Origin of the sequence: Flavobacterium sangjuense (assembly GCF_004797125.1) — a bacterium.
Lineage (GTDB): Bacteria > Bacteroidota > Bacteroidia > Flavobacteriales > Flavobacteriaceae > Flavobacterium > Flavobacterium sangjuense.
This window is the reverse complement of record NZ_CP038810.1, coordinates 592,872-611,512: the sequence shown is the minus strand read 5'-3', so window position 1 is coordinate 611,512 and position 18,641 is coordinate 592,872. Positions and strand designations below refer to the sequence as shown.

At 36.0% G+C, this 18,641-nt stretch carries 16 protein-coding genes; 9 read left to right on the top strand and 7 right to left on the bottom strand.

What is annotated here, in order from left to right; genetic code table 11:
• Positions 1-16: 16 nt before the first annotated feature.
• Positions 17-1,021, bottom strand: coding sequence for an AAA family ATPase (locus tag GS03_RS02625; protein WP_136151018.1), 1,005 nt, complete (start codon positions 1,019-1,021; stop codon positions 17-19).
• A gap of 232 nt (positions 1,022-1,253) precedes the next feature.
• Here GS03_RS02625 and GS03_RS02620 point away from each other — a divergent pair, with 232 nt between their 5' ends.
• The 6 genes from GS03_RS02620 to GS03_RS02595 all read left to right on the top strand — a co-directional run bounded on the left by GS03_RS02620 (position 1,254) and on the right by GS03_RS02595 (position 6,190).
• Positions 1,254-2,120, top strand: coding sequence for an aldo/keto reductase (locus tag GS03_RS02620; RefSeq protein ID WP_136151017.1), 867 nt, complete (start codon positions 1,254-1,256; stop codon positions 2,118-2,120).
• 19 nt (positions 2,121-2,139) lie between these two features.
• The gene (locus GS03_RS02615) at positions 2,140-3,291 is read left to right on the top strand and encodes an ATP-binding protein (RefSeq protein ID WP_136151016.1); all 1,152 of its coding nucleotides are present in this window, start codon (positions 2,140-2,142) and stop codon (positions 3,289-3,291) included.
• Entirely contained in the window at positions 3,284-4,021 is a 738-nt protein-coding gene (locus GS03_RS02610; RefSeq protein ID WP_136151015.1) for a metallophosphoesterase, read from the top strand. The genes GS03_RS02615 and GS03_RS02610 overlap by 8 nt, the downstream gene beginning before the upstream one ends.
• A gap of 71 nt (positions 4,022-4,092) precedes the next feature.
• Positions 4,093-4,587: a DUF6646 family protein gene (locus tag GS03_RS02605; RefSeq protein ID WP_136151014.1), complete on the top strand. Its 495-nt coding sequence runs from the start codon at positions 4,093-4,095 to the stop codon at positions 4,585-4,587.
• A gap of 3 nt (positions 4,588-4,590) precedes the next feature.
• Positions 4,591-5,172 (top strand): PhnA domain-containing protein, encoded by a 582-nt coding sequence (locus GS03_RS02600; protein ID WP_136151013.1) that lies wholly within the window; start codon positions 4,591-4,593, stop codon positions 5,170-5,172.
• A gap of 196 nt (positions 5,173-5,368) precedes the next feature.
• Complete coding sequence (locus GS03_RS02595; protein ID WP_136151012.1) at positions 5,369-6,190, top strand: hypothetical protein; 822 nt, start codon at positions 5,369-5,371, stop codon at positions 6,188-6,190.
• 58 nt (positions 6,191-6,248) lie between these two features.
• On the opposite strand, the gene amaB is transcribed toward GS03_RS02595, so the two are convergent.
• From amaB to GS03_RS02580, 3 genes are all read right to left on the bottom strand, one after another.
• On the bottom strand, positions 6,249-7,817 hold the full coding sequence (gene amaB, locus GS03_RS02590; RefSeq protein ID WP_136151011.1) for an L-piperidine-6-carboxylate dehydrogenase: 1,569 nt from the start codon (positions 7,815-7,817) through the stop codon (positions 6,249-6,251).
• 151 nt (positions 7,818-7,968) lie between these two features.
• Entirely contained in the window at positions 7,969-8,505 is a 537-nt protein-coding gene (locus GS03_RS02585; RefSeq protein WP_136151010.1) for a 3-hydroxyanthranilate 3,4-dioxygenase, read from the bottom strand.
• Between the two features lie 69 nt (positions 8,506-8,574).
• Complete coding sequence (locus GS03_RS02580; protein WP_136151009.1) at positions 8,575-9,696, bottom strand: endonuclease/exonuclease/phosphatase family protein; 1,122 nt, start codon at positions 9,694-9,696, stop codon at positions 8,575-8,577.
• Between the two features lie 139 nt (positions 9,697-9,835).
• On the opposite strand from GS03_RS02580, the gene GS03_RS02575 reads away from it, so the two are divergent.
• The 3 genes from GS03_RS02575 to GS03_RS02565 are packed head-to-tail and all read left to right on the top strand — an operon-like array spanning position 9,836 to position 14,726.
• Positions 9,836-12,679 (top strand): carboxypeptidase-like regulatory domain-containing protein, encoded by a 2,844-nt coding sequence (locus GS03_RS02575; RefSeq protein WP_136151008.1) that lies wholly within the window; start codon positions 9,836-9,838, stop codon positions 12,677-12,679.
• Between the two features lie 10 nt (positions 12,680-12,689).
• Positions 12,690-13,307 carry a hypothetical protein gene (locus tag GS03_RS02570; RefSeq protein ID WP_136151007.1) on the top strand — a complete coding sequence of 206 codons (618 nt, stop codon included), beginning with the start codon at positions 12,690-12,692 and terminating at the stop codon, positions 13,305-13,307.
• 6 nt (positions 13,308-13,313) lie between these two features.
• Positions 13,314-14,726 carry a DUF5689 domain-containing protein gene (locus GS03_RS02565; RefSeq protein WP_136151006.1) on the top strand — a complete coding sequence of 471 codons (1,413 nt, stop codon included), beginning with the start codon at positions 13,314-13,316 and terminating at the stop codon, positions 14,724-14,726.
• A 149-nt stretch (positions 14,727-14,875) separates the two neighbouring features.
• Here the strand turns inward: GS03_RS02565 and GS03_RS02560 are convergent, their stop codons facing one another.
• From GS03_RS02560 to GS03_RS02550, 3 genes are all read right to left on the bottom strand, one after another.
• Entirely contained in the window at positions 14,876-15,496 is a 621-nt protein-coding gene (locus tag GS03_RS02560) for a dihydrofolate reductase family protein (protein ID WP_136151005.1), read from the bottom strand.
• Positions 15,497-15,818: 322 nt separating this feature from the next.
• Positions 15,819-17,693, bottom strand: coding sequence for an OmpA family protein (locus GS03_RS02555; protein ID WP_136151004.1), 1,875 nt, complete (start codon positions 17,691-17,693; stop codon positions 15,819-15,821).
• A 20-nt stretch (positions 17,694-17,713) separates the two neighbouring features.
• Complete coding sequence (locus GS03_RS02550) at positions 17,714-18,631, bottom strand: PorP/SprF family type IX secretion system membrane protein (RefSeq protein WP_136151003.1); 918 nt, start codon at positions 18,629-18,631, stop codon at positions 17,714-17,716.
• Positions 18,632-18,641 lie beyond the last annotated feature (10 nt).

Sequence of the window (18,641 nt, the reverse complement as noted above, 5' to 3'; positions counted from 1 at the left end):
CAGTTGTGAGTTTCTACTAAGGAACTTCTATTTCGTTTACGATTTTGTTGATGATGTCAACAGAAGTAATGTTTTCCGCTTCCGCTTCGTAGGTAACGCCAATTCTGTGACGCAATACATCGTGAACTACGGCACGAACGTCTTCGGGAATTACATAACCACGGCGTTTGATGAAAGCATAACATTTGGCTGCATTTGCCAAGTTGATGCTTCCACGAGGTGAAGCGCCAAAACCGATAAGTGGTTTTAAGCTTTCGAGTTTGTATTTTTCTGGATTACGAGTAGCAAAAACGATATCTAAAATATATTTTTCGATTTTTTCATCCATGTAAACTTCGCGAACCGCTTCCTGAGCTTTTAGGATTTGGTCAACAGTAACCACAGGATTTACTTTTTCATAAGAACCTTTTAAATTCTGACGGATAACCAATCTTTCTTCATCCATTTTCGGATAATCGATAACGGTTTTCAGCATAAAACGATCGACTTGCGCTTCCGGTAACGGATAGGTTCCTTCCTGCTCAATTGGATTTTGTGTAGCTAAAACTAAAAACGGCTTGTCTAATTTGAAAGTTGTATCGCCAATCGTCACTTGTTTTTCCTGCATCGCTTCAAGCAAAGCCGATTGCACTTTAGCCGGCGCACGGTTAATCTCATCAGCTAAAACGAAGTTGGCGAAAATTGGTCCTTTTTTTATCGAAAACTCATTGGCTTTGATGTTATAAATCATCGTTCCAATAACGTCAGCTGGTAATAAATCGGGCGTAAACTGAATACGGCTGAAACTTCCGTGAACTGCTTGTGATAAAGTATTTATGGCTAAGGTTTTTGCCAAACCCGGAACACCTTCCAGTAGAATATGTCCCTGACCTAAAAGTCCAATTAACAATCGTTCTACCATGTGTTTCTGACCAACGATGACTTTGTTCATTTCCATAGTCAACAAGTCAATAAAAGCACTTTCTCTTTCTATTTTTTCATTAATTGCTCTAATGTCTAAAGCAGTACCATTTTCTTCCATAGTTACTCTATTTATTCTAATGTGTGACGGTTATAATTTTAACATTTCAAAAGTGAAAATTTAATCCCTTACCAGATGTTAATAATGCGTTAAAACTTTACAAAACATCCCGATTTTAAGGATGATTTATGATTTTCTTTTTATAATTTTAAGACCTAATCTGTTTTCGAAAATTTTTGGCGGCAAAATAGTAAATTTTTCGAAATACAAAAACCTACTTTAAACACATAAAATGAAAACAAAATTATCGCCCATCGTTGCCGGAACTATGAATTGGGGAGTTTGGGATAAAAACTTATCGACTTCAGAAATGGAGCATCTGATGCATATTTGTGTCGAAAATCAAATTAGCAGTTTTGATCACGCTGATATTTATGGAAATTACACTACCGAAGCCGATTTTGGAAAAGCATTTGGACAAAGTAAAATCGACAGAAACAAAATTCAGTTTATTTCAAAGTGTGGCATCCAACATGTGAATGGCAGAAATAATGCTATTAAACATTACGATTACTCCAAAGATTATATCATTTGGTCTGTTGAGAATTCACTAAAAAATCTGCAAACGGATTATTTGGATGTGTTGTTGTTGCATCGTCCAAGTCCGTTAATGGTTGCTGATGAAGTTGCGGAAGCGGTTGCCAAATTGAAAAAAGAAGGCAAAATTATTGATTTTGGCGTTTCCAATTTTACGACCTGGCAAACCGAATTATTGCGTCAAAAAACAGAAATCAATTGCAATCAAATACAGTTTTCGGCAACGCATCATGATGCAATGTTAGATGGGAGTTTAGATTATATGCAGTTGCACAACATTCGTCCAATGTCATGGAATCCACTTGGAACTGTTTTTAGAGAAGATATCGAACAAACAAGAAGGTTGAAAAAACTATTAGCACAATTGGTTGATAAATATCATTTTGGTTCGGATACGATTTTGCTAGCATGGATTTTAAAGCATCCGGCGAATGTGATTCCGGTTGCAGGAACAGTAAACATTGCCCGAATTCAAGCCTTGATGAAAGCGGTTGAAATGGATTTAGATCAGCTTGATTGGTTTGCGATTTGGACAGAGAGCATGGGGAATAAAGTTCCTTAAAAGATTGTAATTTAGCCAAATGATTAATAAGCGTCTTTTGATTAAAAACCTTTTAGCTCACAATGATGAGTGCAGTTTTTATGATAAAAAACGCCAGTTGAACTTGCACACCAAAGAAGGAAAAGGCAAGTTTTTGAAACATATTTGTGCTTTATCAAATTCCAATCCTTCCAATAATTCTTATATTGTTGTTGGCGTAGAAGACCAAGACAATGAAATCGTAGGTGATGACTTTTTTGATGATAGCCGTATTCAGAATTTGGTGAATGCTTATTTGGAAAATCCGCCTAAAATTCAATACGAAAATGTGCCTTTTCCCAATTTGCCAAAAGACAAAGTTGTGGGTTTGGTGACGATTAAACCAAAACACAAGGCATCGTTTTTCAAGAAAAATATTCATACGATTTTGGCGAATACTGTTTTTGTCAGAGTAGGAAGCAACACGATGCCTACGGAAGAAAAAATCCCGTATTCGAAACAGAATATTGAAACGGTTATCAGCATCGAAAACAGTTCGCGAAACAGCATCGCTTATACGTTGGACGGCGTAATTGATTTTATGAATAATCGCCACAAAGACATGACGTCAAAGTATAATGTTTTTAAAGAATTGTTTGTGATTTGTTGGGCAGGAGTTCCAAAAAAAATCAGAGACACAACTTATCTTTCCCGTGTTGATATTGAATTGATAAACGAACAGGTGAAGCTTTTCTATTCAGCGCTTGATGTAGTTTCTATTAGTTATGATGAGCAAAGTTTTACCATTATTGAGCATGTGGCACTTGGGCTAAACGACAAAACCAGTTATTATCCGTTGGAACAATTGACCATTCATTTTTTTGATAATGGTTATTATAAAATGGAAACCAAACTGCTTTTTGAGCCACCGGCTTATAACAAAAAAATGCTGCATCATATTTATAATGCTACTATTGCAGTAATTAATAAATTAGAAAAAGGATTGTCGCTTAGCGAACGCGAAGAAAAAGATTTGGAAAGCTTACCTTCAATTTTGATGATTTGTTATCTCAATGGTTTTGATGACGCAAAACAAAAGCTGATCGACTGCAAACTTTTTTTAAAGGCTCAAAAGAATCCAACCGTATATTTGAGTTTTAAAGAAGCGATGCGAATATTAAGAAAAATGAAATACGATACCAACAATGCATAGAAAATTAGTAATAGGTGATATCCATGGAGGATTGAGGGCATTGCATCAAATCATGGAACGGGCAAATGTCACTAAAGATGATACCTTGATTTTTCTTGGTGATTATGTTGATGGCTGGAGCGAATCGCCACAAGTGATAGATTATTTAATTGATTTGGACTCGAAGCAGGAATGCATTTTCATCCGCGGAAATCACGACGATTTATTGTTGGATTGGCTGGATGGCAACACTAAAGATATTGACGAAAGTATGTGGTTCCATCACGGCGGAGAAGCAACAGTTTTGGCTTATGCCAATGTTTCTGAAGCAACAAAGCAACTTCATGTTGACTTTCTGAAATCACTTAAAAATTATTTTTTGGATGATCAAAACCGTTTGTTTATTCATGCTGGTTTTACAAATATGAACGGCATTCATTATGAATATTTTCCAAAATTGTTTTATTGGGACAGAACGCTATGGGAAACCGCTTTGTCATTAGATCAATCGCTTGCTAAACACAGTCTTAATTATCCAAAACGACTAACATTATATGATGAAATTTACATAGGTCATACTCCGGTTACGCGAATAGGGGAAACTGTTCCAATTCAAAAAGCCTGCGTGTGGAATATTGACACCGGAGCAGCTTTCAAAGGACCATTAACTATTTTGGATGTTGAGACTAAAGAATTTTGGCAAAGCGAACCATTGAATGTGTTGTATTTTAATGAGAAAGGAAGAAATTAAATTAACTACTTTTGTAGCACCCGAGGTCAGAATGACCGAACTGAACGAAGTTAAAATAAATAGATTTTAAAATGAAGAAAATAATCACAATAGCGGCAATCGTTATGGTAGGTTTCGCAAATGCACAAGCATACAAAGGAAAAGGAGATATCAAAGCACAAGTTGGATTGAATGTACAGGATCACGGAACCGGAATTAATCTTTCTGCCGATTTTGGTATTGGGGAAAATATGTCCTACGGATTTGTTGCATCCTACTTACTTTCAGTTGATGAAGCAGGAGGTGTTAAGCCTGATTTTGGCGATAGAGCTGATGCAAAAGTGCGTTTCAATGCCAATTTAGGAAACGTATTCAAATTGGATAAAAAGATGGATATCTATCCCGGATTGAATTTAGGGACAAGGAATTTCGGAGCGCATTTGGGTTTCAGGTATTTCTTTACAGAAGGTTTTGGCGTTTATACCGAGGCCGGAATTCCATTGGCAAAATACGATTCAAACATTCAGGGATTTGAAGAATACAATAATCAATTCGTGTTTCAAATAGGAGCATCTTTTAACTTATAAAGAATGAGCGTTATCGACCAAAGATTAAACGACAGAAGCGGTTCCAAATGTGAATTGTGTGGTTCAACCGAAGACTTAAGAATTCATTTAACCAAAGAAGAAGCCATATCACTTGACAATTCTGTATTGGTATGTACAACCTGCAAAAACCAAATAGAAAACACGACACCAACAGACCCAAATCATTGGCGATGCCTTAGTGATAGTATGTGGAATGAAAACAAACCCGTACAGGTTGTGGCATGGCGTATGCTTAACAGATTACGTGGAGAAGGCTGGCCTCAGGATTTGCTCGACATGATGTATCTTGATGATGAAACCTTAGTTTGGGCTGGCGCAACGGGAGAAGGCGAAGATGAAGATGGCAAGATTGTGCATAAAGATGGTAATGGAAACATTTTAAAAGACGGCGATTCTGTTGTTTTGATTAAAGATTTAGATGTGAAAGGCGCCAACTTTACCGCAAAACGTGGTGCAGCTGTACACAACATCAAATTAGTTTGGGACAATGCCGACCAAATTGAAGGCAGAGTTGAAGGACAGCATATTGTCATTTTAACGCAGTATGTGAAGAAGACGAAGTAAATACTTCGTCTGTTCGACCTTTGGTCTCGAGTCACAGATTTAACAAATTGTCACAAATTAAAAAGCGTCCCGAAAATCGGGATGCTTTTTTTAATTAATACCCTAAAATTGATTTTTCAATCAAATTTGTATATACTTGTATGAATTTGGCGTAAGACAAATCAAAAATTCAAATTAACTAAACTTGATAAATATTATGATCAAAAAACTGAGCGTTATTCTATTGCTACTATCTTCCTATTGCTATAGCCAGGAAGTAAATACGGATATTAGAGAGTATGCATCTTTTAAACAAGGAACAACTTACTTTATAATGTCTGGTGATAAAAAGTACAATAAGATTATTAATGACATTTTAATAAAATATTGGACAGTCAATAAATTTGAAATGATCAAACCAAATCAAGTTGAAAAATTAACAGGAGATGGTTCTTTTTTTGTGGATCAGGTTGAGTACAGTTTTTCGAGAACCGCAGGTACTACAGGAGCACTAAATATGGCATACGGAGTGACAAAACTTGCAATGTTTAAAGAATATAAAAAAAACACCCCGAAAGATGTGTTGTCGTTGGTACAGCTGGATAAAATATCTCCTGTGGAAATGCTTTTTTCAATACAGATGATGCAAAGCGAAATTAATTTTGTTTTCGATTTGAATAAAAAAAAGGATCTTGATTTAAAAGATTATCTGGATGAAGTGACTGAAAGAAACATAAAAAGAATACAAAGCAAAACACTTTATGTAACCCGTAACGATCTTAAAGATGATATTGACCACGAAGAGGGTTTAAAAAAAATATACAATCATAAATTTATTTTCACAACTACTGAAAATATAGAAAAAGCTATCGAAGATCAAAATGAGGATGCCGTATTTATAAAAGTAATTAATTATAGAAATTTAAAATTTGTACTCTTTATCTGTGCGAAAAACAGTGAATTGCTATATGGACGAGTAATGACTGGATTTAATCAGAATCAAGTGGGGCCTAAATTTTTTAAAGATATTAATGAATAATTTGGTGTGATTAAAAAAAAGTCCCGAAGATTCGGGACTTTTTTATGTTTAGATTTTATTACAAATCAAATTTAATTCCCTGTGCCAATGGCAAACTAGTAGTATAATTGATTGTATTTGTTTGTCTTCTCATATATACTTTCCAAGCATCAGAACCTGATTCACGACCACCGCCTGTCTCTTTTTCACCACCAAAAGCACCACCAATTTCAGCTCCGGAAGTTCCAATGTTTACATTGGCAATTCCGCAATCTGAACCTGCAGCCGATAAAAATGCTTCTGCTTCGCGAAGATTGTTTGTCATGATAGCAGATGATAAACCTTGAGCAACGCCATTTTGAACATCGATGGCATTGGTAACATCACCGGAATATTTTAGTAAATATAAAACTGGCGCAAACGTTTCGTGCTGTACAATTTCAAATGAATTTTTAGCTTCTGCAATTGCTGGTTTAACGTAACAGCCACTTTCGTAACCTGCACCATTCAGCACGCCGCCTTCAACTAATATTTTTCCACCTTCTTCAACAACTTTTGTTAGTGCATTGTTATACATTTCAACTGCGTGCTTGTCTATAAGCGGACCAACATGATTGTTTTGGTCTAATGGATTTCCGATTCGTAACTGACCATAAGCACCAACAATGGCATCTCTTACTTTGTCATAAATACTTTCGTGAATGATTAATCTACGTGTAGAAGTACAACGTTGACCTGCGGTTCCAACAGCTCCAAATACGGCTCCGATAACCGTCATTTTGATATCAGCATCCGGAGTTACAATGATGGCGTTGTTTCCGCCAAGTTCCAATAACGATTTTCCTAAACGAGCCGCACAAGCCTGCGCTACAATTTTACCCATACGAGTAGAACCTGTTGCAGAAACTAAAGGAATTCTTTTGTCATGCGTCATCAATTCGCCCACTTTATAATCGCCGTTAATCAAACATGAAATTCCTTCAGGAAGATTGTTTTCTTTCAATACTTCGGCTATGATATTTTGACATGCGATTCCACATAAGGGAGTTTTTTCAGATGGTTTCCAAACGCAAACATCACCGCAAATCCATGCTAAAGCTGTGTTCCAAGCCCAAACAGCAACAGGGAAGTTAAATGCTGAAATGATTCCAACGATTCCCATCGGATGGTATTGCTCGTACATTCTGTGGCCAGGACGTTCGGAGTGCATTGTTAGTCCGTGTAATTGACGTGACAAACCAACAGCAAAATCGCAGATGTCAATCATTTCCTGAACTTCTCCGTAACCTTCCTGCAAAGATTTCCCCATTTCATAAGAAACCAGTTTTCCTAAAGCTTCTTTGTTTTTACGTAATTTTTCTCCAAACTGACGCACGATTTCACCACGTTGCGGTGCCGGCATTAGTTTAAAAGTTTTGAAAGCTTCGGTTGCTGATTGCATTACTTTTTCATAATCGGCAGCGGTTGATGCTTTTACTTTTCCTATTAATTGACCGTCTACAGGTGAATAAGATTCGAAAACGTCTCCGTTTGAAAACCAGTTATTTCCTGTAGAAGTTCCTTCGTTTATAGCTTTTACTCCAAGAGCTTCCAAGGCTTCGGTCATGCCGAATTGTTGTGCAATTGTTGATTGTGTTAGTGTTGACATTATTATGTGTGTTATAAATTTTGACAAAAGTAAATCTTTATTTTGAATTTTAGCCCAGATGGGAACGGCATCCTTTTATAAATTGCCACGGGTTTAAACCCGTGGCAATTTATAAAAGATATAGTGGACAGCTGGAAATAGCTCCTAACAATTATTTGGCTGTAAATCGAGGATCACTTTCCATTACGGTTCCACATTTATCACATGTTCGCAGTTCTTTTGAGTTATAGAAATGTTCAAAATGATGCAGAAAATCTTTTTCGATATCGGTAAGCGGAAAATAGACGTCATAGAGTTTGTGGTTGCAGTTGTCACAGAACCAAAGTAAGCCATCTTTTGCATTTGTGCCGGCACGTTTTTGCTCGATTACCAATCCAATGGAACCCTCGCTTCTGTTGGGAGAGTGTGGCGTTTTTGCCGGATGCAAATACATATCGCCAGCCGAAAGTTTCATTGCTTTCTTTTCGCCATTGTCCTGAACATAAACGGTGATATCGCCTTCGAGCTGGTAGAATAATTCTTCGGTTTCGTTGTAGTGATAATCTTTTCGGGCATTTGGACCGGCCACAATCATTACGATATAATCTTCGGAATCAACATAGATGTTCTTGTTGCCAACAGGAGGTTTTAATAAATGACGGTTTTCGTCTATCCATTTATTTAGGTTGAATGGTTTTGGTATTGCCATGGAAAAAATGTTTTTACGAAGTTACTAAAAATAAAAAAGGTTAGCGCGAACTAACCTTTATTAATGTTTTTATTTGACTTCCTTAATCAGATACACATAAACCGGGAAGTGGTCACTAAATCCGATTTCGGTCGCGCCATGCCTTAGCGGATATCCTTTATACTGTCCGACAGTTGTTATCATATAGGGTTTATTGTATATTCCGGCTTTCCAGTAGCGGTAAGAAGAAAGATCTTTTTGAATAAAAGTTTCAGAAACCATGATTTGATCAAAAATATCTCCTGCATCACGATAGAAAAGCGTTGCGTTTCCTTTGTAGAACATTTCTTCAAAAGGATTGTATATACCGAATTGTTTTACTTCTTCTTTTTTGCGTTTGGCTCCGATCCCTTCTTTCACACTTTTATTATAGGTCCCGTCATTCAAATCACCCATAGTAATTATTTTCGCATTAGGGTTTATTTTATAAATAGAATCCATTATTTTTCTGTTTAATCTCCCTGCAGCTTCACGGAAAGGCGAACTTTTTTTCTCACCACCAGAGCGCGAAGGCCAGTGATTTACCATAACGTTAACTTCTTCACCATCAAGGAAACCGGTTACCAATAAAATATCCCTTGTGTAAACCCGGTCTAAATTTTTGTCTATTTCTGATTTGTCATCAGAAGCATCATCGGAAGCATTCTTATCTTTAGCATTATTATTCAGTTGATTTTTATAAATCAATAAAGGGATGTTCTTGAAACTTGTAGGTCTGAAATGTTTCTTTTGATATAATAATGCTACATCAATTCCTCTTTTATCCGGAGAATCAAAATGAACAATCCCATAATCTTTACCAATAAGAGCCGGTTCTTTTACCAGGTCTTCCAAAACGAGTCTGTTTTCGATTTCCACACCACCAATTAATGTTGGGGAATTTGGATTTTTCTGTTCTTCTGCAGGCCCAACTCCAATTTCAGATAAAACTCTGGCTAAATTGTGTAGTTTTTGTTTGTATTTTTCTGAAGTCCAGTTCTGAGCTCCGTTTGGCAACCATTCTTCATCATTATTTGCTTCATTAATTGTATCAAACAAATTCTCAAAATTGTAGAACGCAACTGTATGCACTATGTATTTTTTAGCTTGTGCATTCGCCCCTAAAATTGCGAATAAAACAAAGAAAACGGGTATAAACTTTCTAATCCTCATAATATGTATATTAATTTAATGTCAAGTTTTTTACAAACTTCGAGCCAAAAGTAGATAATATTATTAAAAGATGTACATTTGTCGGCTGTTAAGTTTTTATTAAGCTTACAGTTAGAGAGAAATTAACTTAATTTTATTTATGAAAAAACTTGTTTTTAGTACATTATTAGTAATGCAAGTGCTTTTTAGTTTTGCACAAACTACAACTGGGGTAACTGGAAAAGTTGTAGATTCTAAAACGCAAAAACCATTACAAAACGTTGTAGCTTCTATTCAGAATACGAGCTTAACAGTTCTTACAGATGCGATGGGTGTTTTTACTTTCAAAAACGTTCCTAAAGGAAGCCAATTAATTCAGATTAAAAGTGCCGGATTAAAAGATCAGTTGTTGGCCGTTGAGGTTGAAGAAGGAAAAATATTAGATTTAGGGGTTGTAGCCCTTGAAGAAGATATTACTTCTGAGCAACAATTAAGTTTGATTACCATTACCGAAAATGATTTGGGTGATGACAACAGTGGTTCTGAAAGTACAGCAGGATTATTACAAGCTTCAAGAGATGTTTTTCAACAAACTGCAGCGTTTAATTGGGGACAAGCCCGTTTTAGAATAAGAGGTCTTGACAATGAGTACGGAACAACCATGATTAATGGTGTTATCATGAATAAAATTTACGACGGAAGACCACAATGGTCAAACTGGGGTGGATTAAATGATGCTACAAGAAATCAGGAATTCACAACAGGATTAGCTCCGTCAGATTATACTTTTGGAGGAATTCTTGGAACACAGGAAATTAATACAAGAGCATCCATATATAGAAAAGGTTCCAGATTATCATTCTCTGGCACTAACACAAACTATAGCTGGAGAACCATGGCAACACATGCTTCCGGTATGGGGACAAATGGTTGGGCATTCGTGGTTTCGGCTTCAGGACGTTGGGCAAAAGAAGGCTTTTACGAAGGAACGGACTATGATGCAAAAGCATTATTTGCAAGTGTTGAAAAAAGATTCAACAAGCACCATTCCTTAGGATTTACGTCAATATACTCTGAAAACAGCAGAGGGAAAAGTTCACCAAATACGGAAGAAGTTAGAAACCTAGCAGGTGAAACGTATAATTCATACTGGGGTTGGCAAGATGGTAAAAAACGTAATTCAAGAGATAAAGTTGTTGACGAACCAATCTTAATGTTGACTCATTATTGGAAAGTGACTGATAAGACTAACATAAATACAAGTGTTGCATATCAGTTTGGAAAAATTGGCAACAGTCGTTTAGATTATAATGGTGCTGATAATCCGGATCCAACGTATTACAGAAACCTTCCAAGTTATTATACATCAGCATATGACCAGACAGATTATACTAATTTCTTAGGAGATGATCCGGCAAACATTGCAGCTGGGCAAAATGCAAGAGATACTTTCTTGGCAAACAGACAAATTAGATGGGAAGGTGACGGAAGTTTATATGAGGCTAATAGAGCTAATAACCTAGAAGGACTAAGTGCAGCTTATATGTTATACGAAGACAGAACAGATGATAAAATTTGGACAGCTAACTCTATATTAAATTCACAATTGGCAGACAATATCAATATGAATGCTGGTGTAACGTTTAGAAAATTGAAATCACACAACTTTGCGAACATTTTAGATTTATTGGGTGCAAATTACTTCAGAGATACTGATAATTTCCAAGCTGGAGACAGAGCCGAAGCAGATTTGAATAATCCACAAAGAGAAATCACTCAATTGCAGGTTCAATCTGGCGATGGCAAATTCTCTTATAACTATAATTTGCTGGCAAACACTTTTGATGCTTTTACACAATTTAAGTTCACTTACAAAAAAATTGATTTTTATTTGGCTGAATCTTTTACAAGAACAGAATACCAGAGAGAAGGATTATACAAAAATGGTTTATATCCAACCAACTCATTTGGTAAAAGCAACAAATATATCTTCGAAAACTTTGGATTTAAAGGTGGTTTGACTTATAAAATTACAGGTAAACAATTCTTAGCTGTAAACGCAGCTTATATGACAAAAGCGCCAACATTACGAAACCTTTTCCCTAATGCACGTATCAATGATAATGTAGTTGGAGATTTGAAATCAGAAAATATTACGAGTGGAGATGTAAGTTACATTATCAAAGCGCCAAAATTCAAATCAAGACTTACTGCTTTCTATTCAAATATTAAAAACGCAACAGAAACTTCATTCTACTTTGGTGAAGGAATTTTTGAAGATAACGATGGTGATGGTGGAGATGCGTTCGTGGCAGAAACGGTAAAAGGTATCGAAAAGCAAAATATCGGTTTGGAATTAGGAATGGAATACCAAATAACTTCCACAATTAAATTAACGCTTAGTGGAGCTTATGGAGAGTACACATACAACAACAATCCAAACGTTTCTCTAAACAATGATGATTTAGCTTCGGAAACGAATACAAATCCGGTTACAGATTATGGACAAGCGTCTTTAAAAGGGTACAGACTTTCTGGTGGACCACAAACTGCTGCCTCATTCGGTATTGAATATAGAGATCCAAAATTCTGGTGGATTGGAGCTAACGCAAACTATCTTGCAGATAATTATTTAGATATATCATCTTTATTGAGAACTGACAATTTCTTTAGAAATCCTCTGGATCCAGATGGTTTTCCATTCCCGGAAGCTACACCTGAAAGAGCAGCAGAATTATTGAAACAGGAAAAATTTGATGACTTCTACCTAGTTAATTTGACTGGAGGAAAGTCTTGGAAAATAAAAAACACTACCTTTGGGTTGTTTGCTACCATCAACAACGTTCTTGATGTTGATTACAAAACAGGAGGTTTCGAACAAACCAGAAATGCTAATTTTAGGGAAGTAAATCAGGACGTTTCAAGCGGAACTCCAGCGTTTGCACCTAAATATTTCTATGGTTATGGTAGAACGTATTTTTTGAATCTTTATGTTAATTTTTAATATTACAGCTATGAAAAGAAATAAAATTTTATCAATCTTGGGATTGATTGCATTTTTGTCATTGTCTGGATGCTCTCCGGAAGATGATATCAAAACACCTTATTTAAGACCGATGATTTTCATGGAAGATTTTTCGGTTGGCGCAATGGACGATATCACTTTGGTTACTCCGGGTTGGGAGAATATTGCCGAAGTTGGAACAGCTAGATGGAAAGCACAGGTTTACAGCGGAAACGCTTATGCTGAATTCACATCATACCAATCAGGTGAATTGACAAATATTGGTTGGTTGGTTTCTCCAAAAATCAATATGGATGCTCAGGAAGGTGAAAAATTGCAATTTATTGCTTCACAAAGTTATGTAAGCAACTCTGCCAATTCATTAGAGGCTTTAATCGCTACGGATTACGACGGTACTAATTTAACCACAGCAAACTGGCAACCAATAGCGGGAGCTACGCTGCCATCAACGAGCTCTGAGTACTTCCTATTTATCGAATCGGGTATAATTGACTTGTCTGCTTATACAGGAAGTATCAATATTGCATTTAAGGTAAAAGGCTCAGGAACTAATACAGCTTTAGATGGAGGTTATCAAATTGACAACATTAGAATTTATAACAATTAATAGTATATGAAAAAGATATTTTTAAAATCGGGTTTACTATCGCTGTTAGCCATAGGACTTTTTTCTGGTTGTGCATCAGATGATCACTACACTACTCCGGAAGATACTTTGACTACTTACGAGTTAACGACCACTACAACAGTAGCAGCAGTGAAAGCTGCAGCACCTACCGTAGATGATACACCACCTTCGTTAACCCCACCAATTGAATATACAGCAGAAGACATTATTGAAGCCTATGTGACTTCGAGTGATGCACAGGGAACATTTTATAAATCAATTTCATTCCAGACTATCCCAACAGATGGTTCGAACCCAATTGGATTTAGTGTACCTCTTAATGCCACAACCTTATTCGGAAAAGGATTTACACCTGGAAGAAAGGTCTATATCAAATTGAAGGGATTGTACACAGGAATTGTTTATGGATCCTTACAAATCGGTTCTTTATATGAAGGAACTGTTGGCAGGATATCGGAATTTGAATGGAAAAACCATTTATTCCCATCAGCAACCGTAGAGCCTGAAAGCGCAATGTTAAGAACAATGACCTTAGCACAAGCTTATTCAGATGCTAATCAAAATACCTTGGTTGATTTGGATGGTGTTGAGTTTTCAGACAGTTCAATAAACAGAACATACTATGATGTTGATTCAGGAGGAGGAGCTACAAACCATATGTTGACATCAACAGCTGGTGGTACAGAGCGTATTATCCGTTTCAGTAGTTTTGCACCTTTTACAGGTAAAATGGTTAAAACAGGAAGTGGTAAGATTAGAGGAGTTTTAACGAAATACCAAAGTGATTTCCAATTCATTGTTAGATATGAGAAAGACATTCAGTTAACGTTGCCTCGTTTTGACGCAACTCCGGCTGTTGGTGGTACTGCAATGGTTTTTGGTGGAACAATGAATGAGCCATTTACTTCGTATACAATAACTAATCAATCGGTTTTCCCTAAATATATCAATGATCCTGTGGTAGGCAGCAGACTATGGCAGCTTAAAACCTTCAGTGGTAATAAGTATATAGAGATGAGTTCTTTTAATGGTTCCGGAAACCCTGGAGTTCCAGCTAGAACATTGTTCCTTGTGCCAGTAGATTTTACTGCTGCAAATACATTTACTTTTAAAAAGGAAATCAGGTTTAATTCAGGAGGGATAGCGTTAAAGGTTTACTATGTAACTGCCGCTAATTATACATTAGGAACACCGGTTAACATGAGTAATTTTGTAGATATTACATCAAGCTTTAATATTGGATATCCTGCAGTTGGGTCTTCAGAAAATGCTTTCAGTTCTCCCGGAACGTATAATATTCCTGCAAGTTTAGCGGGTAACGGATACTTTGTTTTTGAATATATTGGAACAGAGACAATTACAACAACTGTTCAAATAGACGACATTATAATAAACTAAGTTTATACTACAGTTTAAAATAAAAGGAGTCCCAATTTTGGGACTCTTTTTTTATGATGAATATGGTTAAAAAAGCAAGCGTTTTCAATAAAATCATTGCTAGTATTATGTTTTACATATCATACAAACTTTTGTTAGTGTTAGTTGTTTTATCTCTTGGTCAATTTATATCTTAAATGAGTTGTTAAATCTGACGGAATTACTTCTTCAATTTGTATGTCATATTTATCTTTATAAATACCGTCAAAGAGCCTGATACCGCTTCCTAAAAAAACGGGTGCAATGTGAATAAAAAACTCGTCCACAAGTCCTGCATTTAGAAATTGTTGAATAGTATTAGCCCCGCCTTGTATTCTTATGTCCTTTCCTTTTGCTGATTGTCTTGCTTTGTCTAATGCACTTTCTATTCCGTCATTTATGAAATAAAAAGTTGTCGTTCCATCTTGAACCCAAGGTTCTCTCTTTTCGTGTGTTAATACATAAACGTCAGCTTTATATAGGTCATTTGGCCAAACGATTTCACCTTCCTCAAACATACGTTTTCCCATAATGAATGCACCAGTTCTTTCAATTGTCTCTCTAATAAATTTCCCGTCAAGGCCATCTTCTTTACCTCCTTCGAATCCCAAGTATTCCCAGAAAGCTTTTTGATTAAACATCCACGAGTGAATTTGTCCTGAAACACCGCCCATAGGATTTTTAGGACTTCTGTTATCTCCTGCGAAAAAACCATCAAGAGATATTCCACTATCGAAAATAATTTTGCTCATATTCTACTTTTATTTTTGTTCCTCCTTGTAATTGTTTGAAAAACTTCGCATAAAATCCTGCTAACTATTATCTTAATCTAATCATTATAAATTCTAATTACTTGTCCTTAACGTTTGATTATTTAGATGTTTGTATTATTGAATTAAAGCTTAGTTATTACTTTAGTTGTAATTAACTTCCACAACGATATGCAGATAAACAACAGCAACGCTAATATACGCTCATTTTAACGCCCTTTTGTTATAAACACAAGTAAAGTATATAAAAATAAAAACCGGGCAAATAGCCCGGTTTTTTATTCTAATAAAGAAACTCTTTAAATTACTTTACAATCAAGAACTCTGAACGTCTGTTTAAAGCATATTGCGCTTCTGAACAAGGTTTGCAAATTTCTTTTGGTTCTGATTCTCCAAATCCTTTTCCGGAAATTCTGCTGGCATCAATTCCTTTAGAAATTACGTATTGAACTGTTGATTTTGCTCTTCTGTCAGATAAAGGTAAATTGTAGTTATCAGCTCCTCTGCTATCGGTATGAGATTTAGCCATGATAACCATTTTTGGATTATTTTTCATTACCTGAACCAATTTATCTAGCTCAAAAGCAGCTTCTTGTGTGATGTTGCTTTTGTCAAATTCAAAGTAAATAGGGTTCAATATAATTTCTTTTTCAGTTACGATAACATCTATTGGTTGTAATGGCGCATCCACTTTGGCTTTTGGCCCTTTGCTTTTAGCTACAGCAAAAGTATTTCCTTCATAACCATCTTTTGAAGCCTGAACCACGTAAGCTCTGTCGCATTCAACTCTATAACTTACTTCGCCTTTAGCATTTGACATTTCAGTAGCGATAACATTTTTCTTGTCATCAAGTATAGAAACGCTTGCATTAGCTAAAATAGCACCCGTTTTTGCGTCTGTAACAACAATTAACACATCAACAGCACAAATTGGATTAACGATATAGATATCATCGTTTCCGCTTCGGTTACTCGACAGGAAACCAATTTTTTTACTTTCGTTAAATGTAAAAGCAAAATCATCTTTTTCACTATTTACCGGTTTAGCTAAATTAGATGCTTCAGAACCATTTGATAAATCAATTTGGTATACGTCCAATCCACCAAGACCTTGTTTTCCTGCCGAAGCAAAATATAAGGTTTTGTTGTCGTCAGCAATAAAAGGGAAACTTTCATTTCCTTCGGTATTTACTTTGTTACCTAAGTTTTGTGGATCTCCATAAGTTCCGTCTGCATTAACAGCCACTTTCCAGATATCAGTAGTTCCGGTACCTAAACTTCCAGGTCTGTTAGAAGAGAAATATAAGGTTTTACCATCTCTGCTCAAACTTGGATTACTGTTTGAAAACGTCTCGTCATTAAAAGGCAACGAAGAAGGAGTTCCCCAAGAGTCTCCATTTTTGCTTACGCTAAAAAGATACACTTGACTAAATTTGGCATTTGCTTTTTTATCCTTAGGAGTAGACTCTTTCTCTTTGTAGCTTTCACTAGCAAAATAAGCCGTTTTCCCGTCCGAACTAATAGTTATTGGGCCATCATGCCATCTTGAATTTAATTCAGTCACAGTAGAAGCATTTGTGATCGTTCCATCTGTGTTGTAATCCGCTTTATAAATGTCTAGGAATGGTTCATCTGTCCATCCATAGTTTTTACGGGCACCATTTCGGGCACTGGCAAAATACAAACTGTTGTCATATAACACAGCACCAAAATCAGATTTGTCGCTACTGATATCAGAAGATTTAATATCAAACAGCTTGGCTTTATCTAATAATCTTGGAATATAATTTGGATTTTCATTAAATGCTTTGGCTCTTAAATCATTCGGAGCAGCAGCCGCAAATTTTCGCATTTGCTTGTTTGCATCTTCGTATTTTCCTTCAGCTTTCAACATTTGAGCATAACGGTAATACGTTTCTGCATCTTGTTGTGTTTCGGTAGCTTTGGCATACCATTTAACTGCTTCGGAAGAATTGAACATATTATAATTGGCATCTGCTAATTGCTTATAAACATAAGGATCAGCTTTTCCGTCTTCAACCAATTTCTGATATTCTTTGGCAGCGTTGACATATTCAAATCTTGCGAATAATTTATCTGCTATCTTGGTGTTTTTATTTTGCGCCGACATTGTAAAAGTGATGGCAACAAAACTCAATACTATATATAAATTTTTCATTTTTAGAATTACTTTATAGGTTAGAAATATCTTGGTGAACGTGATACTTTTTTCGGGAAGTTCAAATCAAATAACAACATTACTTCGTGAGAAGCAGGTGTTACAACATTTAAATCTGAAACAATGTGATCATACGCATATCCGATTCTCAAGCTTGGTGTAATGGCAAAATTTACCATTGCTCCAAAAGAGTCTTCCAATCTATAAGTTGCTCCTAATTCTAACTTATCATAAAGCATAAAGTTAGCGGAAACATCCAAAGATGTTGGTGCATCTACCGATGATTTAATCATCGCAAAAGGTTTGAATTTTAAATTAGGGTTGATGTCAAATACATAACCTCCGGTTAAGAAATAATGGATTACATCAGTTCCGTATTGCCTCCCATCAAAATCTAAGTATTTAGATTTTAACATATTTGGCACCGAAAAAGCAACATAATATTTGTCAGTATAATAGAAAACTCCGGAACCAATATTTAAGAAGGTGTTATTTGGATTTCCAGATCCAAAAACATCATCGCCTACATCTGGTAATGTTGGATAAATAGTATTGAAATCGATTTTGTGCATGGTTGCACCGGCTTTTAAACCAAAAGCTAATCTACGTTCGCCACCTAAATTAAGAGTATAAGAGAAATCGCCATAAATATTAGTCTCTTCTACTGGTCCAATCTTATCGTTGATTACCGAAAGACCCAAACCTACGTTTCTTCCAACTGGGCTGTGGATAAAGAATGTTCCAGTTGTAGGAGCATCTTCAATCTCAACCCATTGTTTTCTGTAGAGGAATCCCCCTGACACACTCTCTTTTGAACCAGCATAAGCTGGATTCATCACACTCATATTGTACATATACTGTGTGTAATGCGGGTCTTGCTGTGCTCTTAACTCTGTAATCGCTAAAGCCAATATCGCAATGAAATATACTTTCTTCATTTTGTTTTGT